Here is a 9,432-nt window from a genome sequence, read left to right on the forward strand (position 1 = left end):
GTACCCGTTAGTTTAATTTTGGGATGTTAAAATGATTTGCACCAAACAAACATTTTTCCTAGTTCCTGAAATCCAACCTTATTGTAGACATGCATCGCGTCATCAGGTTCAGGATCTATCGACTCCCCTAGTGTACGGCAATACTTTTGGATTTCGTTTTTTAGCGCATCCGTCATCAAAATGCGCCGGGTATTGCCAGTCTTTTTCTCCCGCACCTTGAGATGCGTGGCCGACTTCACATCCCACACACGCAGAGGCAAAATATCGCTGATCCTAAGGCCTGAATTAGTCCCCATAAAAAACAAAAAATAGTCCCGGTAAGATCGATGTATGAGCAGTTCTTTTATCTGACGGATCTTCTCCAGGTAACGTATGGGCTGAACGGTATTCGCACCTTGAGATGGTCTCAGGAGTAACCCTCCTCTCATCCGAAATGTTTAGCTAAATGATACAATAGAATCAAAATGTTAAGTACAAGTTTTTAATGGATTCGAAAATAAATAAAAAAAAGCTTACTGGAAGCCATCTTTACGGCTACTCGTAAGCACTTCTCCAATTTAACAGATTGGTCACTTTGTTAATTTCGGTGTTTCCGATCTTTGGTAGCTATACATATCACCTGTACATAAAAAGGTCCCGTGGATGCTTTCCCACGGAACCTTTTTACCGATACTTTCGAATTTCTAATTATTCGATACCTTATTTCGGTTACTGTTGCGGGGGAACAGAACTAGCCAGCAAAACCGAACCTTCAGTTGATGAAATGCGCAATTAACTGGTCCGCTTCGGCAATCAGCTCGTTTAGCTCCGTCTTGTCAATCCCGTTGGTCACAATCAATGGAGATTAAGAAGGTATCGCTAACGGTGGCCTTTTTGACGGAAGTTGCCTTGATGACGCCTTCGATCTCATAAAGGTCAGGCATCTCCCTCAATTTCAGCTTCAGCATCGTGTCGCTGATGATCTCGTAATCGATGTATGGCTTCAGCGACTCCGGAATATCCCAGTTTACGCGCTTGATGCCGGAATCCGTCTGCACATTGGCCGTTAGGACGATTTCATCGCCTGCGAAGCTCAACGCGTTTTTATTGGCGCTCAAAGTCATTGCAACATCGTAAGGCTTATCTGTGAAAATCATCGCGCCGAAATAGTTAGCCTTCCGGCCGGCTTCGTTATTTATTGAGCCCGTACGCAGACGCATCTCCGCCGCTTCATAAATTAAATCCTTTTCTCCCTCAGCGGCCACGTCCGCGACCTCGTTGAGATAGTGGTTGCCGACGATCTCGTATCCGATGGCCCATATACCGCTTTGCGTTCTGTTCCTGTCGGAAATGAACGTCGCCGATTCCACTTCCTCGCCGACTGCATATCTCGCGTTGTACACCGTGCCTGTGAGCAGGCGATTGTCATAGGCCCCGTAAAGATCGATACCCTGGTTCCAGGCGATATCCGCCTGAGAGGCAAGACCCGTAATGCCCATCCTGGCGTGCGGCTGATCACGGCTGCTTTCCTGCTGCTCGCCGGACGGGTAAATATAGCTAGGCAGGCTTCCCATGGACACAGCGTTGCCTTCCCTGTAAGTGCCGAGATACCGCTGCTTTAGCGCGTCGTTAAATAAGCCAACATCCTCCAAATAGGCCGCTGCGGCCATGTTGAAGCCGCCGAGAATAGCATCCCAGTTGCCATTGGCCTGGGGATAAAAATCGTAGGTCTTGGTCAGCATCAAGTGCAGGAAACTCTCAAATTCGGCGATGCTTGCCTCCTGCCATTTGTCCACCGGCGCAACGCCGGGATCGTTATTGTAGACATGCCTTATGATCTCGGCGGCGTTCACGAAATCCGTCCCCACGATGGAGATCCGCAGCTTCAAGTCGTTTCCGAGCCCGAGGGTCTTCAGTGTGTCGGCCCACCCGTTGAGGACGTCTCTCGCTTTTTTTCCGTAGGCTGCGTCTCCGTCCAAATAGTACCGTAAAGCGTAATAGAGCGCCTTGCTGCCACCTCGGGTATATTCGGTACCTCCGATATTGGGGCTGTTGTAAGGGCCCACATCGAGCACAGGCGCCGGATTAACCGTATTGTTATCGAACCAGGTAGTGGCGCTTACGAGTTCCTGATATCCCTTTCCATATACCGTATCCATGTTGTCTTTATTTGCCTTGATGTTTTCAAGGTCCTCCAGTGTGAAATAGACGCCCGGATGCTGGAAGACGAAATCGTCGCCCAGATAGGGGATCTCGTCCTCGCTGACATATTGATCGCCTATATAGGTCACATCAAAATAGTCCAAATTGGGTCCATCGTAAACCGCCTGTCCCGGAGGTGCCTCCATTCCCAGAGTAATGGTATTTTTACCCTTCTCCAGCCAGACGTTCATATAGTTGTTATTCCAAGCCGTATTGCCTTTTACGTTTGCAAAGCCATTGTCCGTCTGCGGAGTCAGGGATGTGTTGGTCTCCGGATTATAACTGTCAATATATCCGGACATATTGAAAATCATCCAGCCCGCCCAATGCGGATCCATGGTATTCGTAAAATCCGGTTTATCATCGTTGATAATAATGCGGCTATTCCTCTCGTCACGGACATTTCGGTAACCTTCCACCTTTGTGGCTGGGTTGTTATATTTGAAAGCTAATTCATAAACGCCCGCTGCCGGTACAATCACACTCCAGCTGGCCTTGTCCTGCCCCGATGGAATGGTGTTATTATTAGAGCCGCTGCCCGTTTTATAGTTTGCGACAGGGTCGCTGAAATCCGCAAATTTGCCGCCCGAGGCGTCTGTTAAGACGACATCATCCGCGGCGGCAGATCCCGGTACCGTATCTCCGTTTTCCCTTATATAGATATTGCCCGTATGTTTATAAAAATCTTCCGCCTCTATCTTTGTGGTAAAGCCTTGACCTGTAGGCACGATAGGATCACCCAGAGTGACGTTCTCAGCCGCAGCAGCAACATTCGCTGTTGATCCCAGGACAAGCGTACATAACGGCATACATATTATTGGTACACATAACAATAACGATAAGACCTGTTTCAAATGCTTTTTCATAATCGCTCTCCTTTCTTAAATTACGCAATTCTATGACTTATTTCCAATATAAGCCACAATGCCTCCGTCCACATACAGGATGTAACCGTTAACAAAATCGGATACGGGCGAGGCCAGAAATACGGCTGGACCTTGCACCTCGTTCCGCCTGCCTGCAAAGTGATGTCCGACAACATCTCCTTTCCATCCGTTTATTTAGACAGCCGCAAAAATGCATCGTTTTCGGGCGAGCACAGTCCGCCCGTGGCTTATGTGGTCACCAACACCTCGACAAACTTCATAGTATCAATGTGAGGAAGCAATTCATATGCTGTTTTTTTAAGAATAAAGTCAGTATTCTTAAGAAATGAACCTCCAAGGCGTTTTGAATATTGGCCACCGGTCCCATGACGCGATACCCTTGAATAAACCGACATCAAACACAATGCTCTCGAGTGTGAGACCGGACGCCCCGACCATTTCGATGGTCTTTTCCATTCCTCTTATTTTTAGAATAACAGCAGGACTCGCTGAAAATAACATAGGCGCATAGAAAGCCCATAAGGGACTTTTACCGAATGATACAAAACTGACTTGTGTATCATTCATAAATTACATGAATGTTATTATCCTGATAGAATAGAAGGAAAACCCTCGAAAAGATGCATTAAACAAGCTATCTTCAAATAAAAAAAGAAGAGTCAAATGGATTACTCCTCTACCCCGTTCACCGCGTTGTTTGTAACGGCAAGTTCTTGCTATCCCGTATCTTGCTAAGTATAATTTCCATATAATACAAAACTCCGATTGGAGGGATATCCGTGCCAAGAAAAAAAGTACCCCGTTAATCCCGCGCTCCGCCTACTCCCTATTTCATGTTATCATGTTCATTTCACAATGAAACCGGGAGGATGACGGAAGATGAAGCCTTTACTTGTGGATTGGAAGGAACTTCAATTTGGCGTCGAAATTGAATTTGTTGGCGGTAATCCGGAGAATGTCGACCTACTGCCGGGCTGGATAATGTCGTTTGATGAACGGCAAATAGAGGATACTGGAGAAGAATCCGGCAGCGAGCTTAAACCGCCTCCTATCAAGTGGGAAGATCGGGAACAAATCCGCGAGATGTTGACGCGACTCCAAGCTACAGGGGCTGCGGTAAATTGGAACTGCGGACTTCATGTCCATGTCGGCTTAGAGCTTTGGGGACAAGAAATTATTCCCCAGTTTATCGAGGCTGCTTTGCAGTATCAAGAAGCTGTGAGATGTTTACTAAATACTGGTGAAGATCGACTGATATTCTGTCCTCCTGTCACCCGAGAAATGCGCGATCGATTTATGTCCGATCCCGGGAGAGGCGCGCTCCGCCGCAAGGGGCGTCCTCAATCTCATCGCTGTGGAATAAATCTGGCAGCGTGGTTTGATATCGGTACTGCAGAAACTCGTTATGCAAACGGCTCCTTGAATTACAATGAAGTGATCAACACAATTGAATTTTGTCTTCGTTTCGTGGCAGCCATAGGTTCAGGACGCAAGCTTTCATGTGATCCCCATATTATGGCAATCGAACTCAGTGCACCACTCAGCGGCTACCCTCAACCGATTCCCGCCCCACGTTGGTATCGTGAGAGAATATGGCTGGAAAATGCGTTAGTGCCGATCTTAACACCGCTTGCAAGCAGCCTTGTCCAGGATGGCGAAATTCATCATATTTTGCCTAGACCGGACGGTATCTTGGTTGCTATAGAAGACGCAGATGGAAAAGTATGCACATATCTTTTTCATCTGCCTTCTACAGGTTGGGAAGTTGCACGTCAACTTCCAGAATAACTTGATCAACCACGAAGACCCCTTTAACGAGGGGTCTTTAACTTTTATGTTTAACCGGTTTTCGCCCAAAAAACTTGCCATTACTAGTGATACGGTTCCCAGCGGCTAATCTTGAATTTAACAGATTGGACATTTTGTTAATTTCATTCTTTAAGCAGCGTTTTCTATATGATAGCTCTCTGGACTAAACCTGAACACAAAAAAAGGTCCCGTGGATCTTTCCCAAGAAACCTTTTTTACCGATGCTTTGCCGCACATTCCTTAGCGTACGAAACGCGTTTATCTTAACTCACTGCTAGAAATCCTTGTTTTGCAAGGATTTTCCCCCTGCTTTTTCTTGTTCAGCACCACTCAGTTGGTCTAAAGAAGAGCCGGATTGCAGCTTCCCCCAGGCGCTGGATACGTCTACAAGGTCATTTCCACGCAGGAAAAAGCGGGCGAACGGGAATAGGGAACCTCATTCCGGCTATGAAAAGAATACCAATAGTCCAAGCTACAATCACCCAGCCCAGTAACACCCACTTTTCTCTACCTTTTCCGTATTTGCGCCAATAATGAAATTGCTGCACCGCAACAACGATTACCCCTAAAGTGAACAACGAAATAGATAACCACATCACTTCTTAACCTCGTTTTCAGGGATAAACAACGGTGCTCCAATGGAACCTACGCCGGTTATCTTGGCACTTACTTGCCATTTGATCGTTTGATCCGGATACATTTCCGGCCAATCCTTCTCTATACTTTTCCAATATCCGGGGTACTTCTTGTAAATCATTGCTCCCAACCCAGTGCTGTCCGTACGAAAATCTTTTTGCAAACGGTGAAACAGTGATTGGAACGTTCCTTCCATTTCATCGGTGAAAACTTTGTTTAGCTTCCGGATTACTTCGGGGTTCGATAGATCAAGATTGGTACGATTGTCCACAATGCGCCCAAAAGCCTTTACTTGAAAGTTGAATTTAGGTTCTCCTTTTGAGATAGTCACCTTGCGTTGTACTTTTAAACGGTCAAGACGTATGGAGAGGTCCCCCTTGACCTGGGAGAGGCGAATTGTAATGCTTCCGCCCGTTTTTCCACCCAGCATGCCTGTCAAGACAATTGCCTCTTTCCCCTTCACAAAACCTTCCAGCCTGTTGTCGCGAAATATTGCAATACCGCTCAGAATGATTTCGTTTTCTTTCGTTGTGGCAAAGCTTGCCGTTATTGGTTGCTGCCCGGGCGTAGTTGAAGCGATAAAATAATCTTTTAACGAAGTCGGGAGATGCGTTTTTCTGAAACTTAACTCCCGAAAGAGTTCCACACCGAAATTTTCCAGCGGAAATTGTTGATCGATAAGCTTTTCCGCTTTTGTATTTTCAGCTACGACCAACAGGGTGCTTATTCTGTTCATCGGACCACGGCTGATGTGATCGAGAAGGTCTTTTATTCCCCGGCGGGCTAATGCCTCACCTATAAGAAAGACGCGGCGGTGAGAGCTTACGATGTCTCGAGACAGCATTTGCTCCATATTAGAACGAGCTTCGTCGACATTACGTGCTTCCGTAACCAAGTGGGTGACGGGTTCCTTCTGTTTTTGGCCTGAGGAAGACTGCCCCGGCCCGCCAATCCGGTTTGGCTCGGCGATATGTGCATGTACCCGATAAAACCCCGGTGTTTGACCTTCGTCTAATGTGGTTATCATCACAAAGGCTACATCTACGATCTCTTTTCGATCCCAGCATCCCGTGCAAATCCATACCGTTAGCAACAGGACGGGAACTAAAAGGGAAATTTTCCTTTTCAAGCGGATCCTTCCTCCTCTTTTCCTGTTTTTTCGAACCAATCGATATTGTTAAATCATTATGATCGTTCAAAGGGCTGTCGGATGATTAAATTTTTCAAGCTTTTCCATACGAACGGGGCGACCGGAGTCAGATAAGGCATCCCTGCGGAGCGGAGTCCGGTCAAGTATACCTGTGTAAAAAACAAACCTAATGCTATTCCGAAAAATCCAAATCCTCCCGCCATTAAGAGCAGTATGATGCGAAGAATCCGAATGGCAAACGTCGTCTCATAGTGGGGAATCATCAGGGAGGCGATGCCAGTAATTGAGACGACAATGATCATGGGAATGGATACGATGCCGGCCTGAACGATCGCTTGTCCGATGACCAAAGCCCCGACGACGCTGACAGCCTGAACCAATATGCGCGGCATTCGTACGATGGCTTCCCGTATTGCTTCAAATATGCTTTCCATGATTAATGCTTCGACAAGCGCGGGGAAGGGAGAGGCTTCCCGGGATGCCGCAATGGACAGAAGCAGATTCGTAGGCAGCATTTCATTATGGAAGGTTGTGATTGCAACATAGAGGGATGGCAGCAGCAGGGCTGAAAGAATGAAAAATGCCCGAATCCAGCGTAAAAACGTGGCGCTGCTGTAAGAAAGATAGATATCTTCTACAGTCTCAAAAGCGTTCCAGAACGTGAAGGGAAAGAGCAATACAATGGGCGTATTGTTGACGATTACAGCGACTCTGCCTTTCATCAGCGCATTTGAGACAACATCCGGCCGCTCCGTTTTTTGTACGGTCGGAAACCAGCTCAGCGGCCGATCTTTGATTGTCTCTGCAATATAATTGCTGCCTAAAATATCTTCCAAATGGACACTGTCCAATCGTTTGGATATTTCCGCCACCAGTTCGTCGGGAGCCACCTGATCAAAGTATAACAACCGAGCTTCGGTATGTGCGATCGATCCGAAATGCCATACCTTCATTCGGAACTTCTCACTTTTCGTGATGCGTCGAATCATTGCGATATTGGTATCAAGGTCCTCCAAGAATGCTTCCTGAGGACCGAGAATTGATGACTCGATCTGAGGGTCGGACACTCCGCGTTTCGGGGAAGCGGAAACATTCGCCAATATCACCTGATCTTCTCCGCATATAGCGACTGCTGCCATGCCGGATAAAATCGCTTGCACCGTTTGTTGATAATTGTCCGTCATTTGAACGGAAGGCGTTTTAATAAAAAGGGGCCCACTCTCCTGATTCGCCGATAACGGATCGACGATCTCCCGCTCGATTCGCTCCTGATCGGCAAGTCCGGAAATATACACGATCAGGGAAGCGCCTACAGAACGAAAGACCAGATCGGGCATGGAGCCTAACGTGCGTTTCAACTCTTCCGTGAACTGTTCCAAGTCAGCCCAATTTGATAAACGTATCGATTGCTGTGCCATCCTAGCTCTCCCCCATACCGATCATTTTTTTAAGCTTGATTACGAGTAAAGCAAACATGGGTAAAATAACGTAAAAAGGCATAAAGACGACCCATGTGACCCATTGATGACCGGTAAAAAGATGGCTGATGAGGCTCTCTGTCATGTAAAAAGCGAATAGGAAAATGATTACCGATACGGGAATGACGGCAGACTTGACGTTCACCTTCCACAGATCCGAAATCATTGCGCATGACGCGTAGGTGAAGATCGTAATTTTGAATAATACACCGATCAAAAAGGCGGTTACGATGAACGGATCGATATTTTGGATAAAATCCGCGAAGTTGACCAAATGAAACGTTGTCATCAGGGGGAACAAAGAACGGGCAAAAAGTTCCGGTCCGATTGTACTGATCGCCAGAATATCCAATATGATAAATATCAACCCAGCAGTTGCGCACGACAGCAAGGCGGCTTTTCGGAAGCCTTTGGGTGCCATCGTCCTTGACCAAAACGCGGCGAAAGCGAAGGCTTCCGCAAACGGTACGGTCAAGTTCCCGGGAATTGCGGCTTTAATGATCGGTTTCCATTCTGCGGCGACCGGAGTCAGCAACGATAAATGAACGGTACCCGAAGCGACTAATAAAATGACTTCTAGCAGAAAAATAATGAAAATAATAGGAACATTCAACTCCGCTAGACGCCCCATTCGTTCCATCCCTGCATAACAAATGTAGGACACAAGGATCTGGAACAGAGCCATTGTTATCCCGATTGGAGTCTTCGGAAGCAGAAACGTATTCGTTAGTTCTCCGATGTCACGCAAATCCCGTCCGGCTGAATAAATAAAAATAAAAACATAAGCCACACATAGGATCGATCCGATAAATCGTCCGAATGAGACCATTAATAATCCAGACCAATTCTTGTCTGCATGCGTTTCATAAAGTTTCGAATATAACCAAAGGAGGGCGGCACCAAGAAAAGTGCTGATGAAAGCGGTAATCCATGCGTCCTGCTTAGCAGAGCTTGCAATACCGAAGACAACGCTGGTTCCCAATAAAAACAGAAGTAAGAGGCCATACAACTGCCATGTGGATAAGATCTTCACATATATCATCCTTTTTTTGTATTATTGTTCCATTTCATTCATTTTTGATGTATGCTCCTCAAAAGTATATTTCCATCTTACGGTTCAATTGAGGAAACGAACGATCCTTCGTTCTTGAATTGTGTTACTTTTAAAAGCAAAAAGCCGTCCCGAGAGGTCTATCTGGTCATACCCCTGTCAAGTAGACAGATGAAAAAAGCTAAGCTGCCAGCGCGTGCCGATACTCAATCGGCGCGCGCTGTTTGAGTTTGGCTTGAA

At 46.5% G+C, this 9,432-nt stretch carries 7 protein-coding genes; 1 reads left to right on the forward strand and 6 read right to left on the reverse strand.

The features are described 5' to 3' along the window. Positions 1-26: 26 nt before the first annotated feature. Together ASG81_RS32975 and ASG81_RS20245 are read right to left on the reverse strand one after the other, a co-directional pair. Positions 27-260: a hypothetical protein gene (locus ASG81_RS32975; RefSeq protein ID WP_162255045.1), complete on the reverse strand. Its 234-nt coding sequence runs from the start codon at positions 258-260 to the stop codon at positions 27-29. A gap of 555 nt (positions 261-815) precedes the next feature. After that, positions 816-3,047, reverse strand: coding sequence for an alginate lyase family protein (locus ASG81_RS20245; protein ID WP_056638376.1), 2,232 nt, complete (start codon positions 3,045-3,047; stop codon positions 816-818). A gap of 900 nt (positions 3,048-3,947) precedes the next feature. Here ASG81_RS20245 and ASG81_RS20255 point away from each other — a divergent pair. Then, positions 3,948-4,856: an amidoligase family protein gene (locus ASG81_RS20255; protein WP_056638380.1), complete on the forward strand. Its 909-nt coding sequence runs from the start codon at positions 3,948-3,950 to the stop codon at positions 4,854-4,856. 413 nt (positions 4,857-5,269) lie between these two features. Here the strand turns inward: ASG81_RS20255 and ASG81_RS20260 are convergent, their stop codons facing one another. From ASG81_RS20260 to ASG81_RS20275, 4 genes are read right to left on the reverse strand one after another with little or no spacing between them, the layout of a single operon-like run. Then, a complete protein-coding gene (locus ASG81_RS20260) occupies positions 5,270-5,473 on the reverse strand; it encodes a hypothetical protein (protein ID WP_056638384.1) in 204 nt (67 codons plus the stop codon). After that, complete coding sequence (locus ASG81_RS20265) at positions 5,473-6,642, reverse strand: Ger(x)C family spore germination protein (protein WP_056638385.1); 1,170 nt, start codon at positions 6,640-6,642, stop codon at positions 5,473-5,475. The genes ASG81_RS20260 and ASG81_RS20265 overlap by 1 nt, the downstream gene beginning before the upstream one ends. A gap of 56 nt (positions 6,643-6,698) precedes the next feature. Next, positions 6,699-8,081 carry a spore germination protein gene (locus tag ASG81_RS20270; protein WP_056638388.1) on the reverse strand — a complete coding sequence of 461 codons (1,383 nt, stop codon included), beginning with the start codon at positions 8,079-8,081 and terminating at the stop codon, positions 6,699-6,701. A gap of 1 nt (position 8,082) precedes the next feature. Next, positions 8,083-9,174 carry a GerAB/ArcD/ProY family transporter gene (locus ASG81_RS20275; protein ID WP_056638391.1) on the reverse strand — a complete coding sequence of 364 codons (1,092 nt, stop codon included), beginning with the start codon at positions 9,172-9,174 and terminating at the stop codon, positions 8,083-8,085. Between the last annotated feature and the right edge of the window lie 258 nt (positions 9,175-9,432).

The organism is Paenibacillus sp. Soil522 (genome assembly GCF_001428245.1).
GTDB lineage: Bacteria > Bacillota > Bacilli > Paenibacillales > Paenibacillaceae > Pristimantibacillus.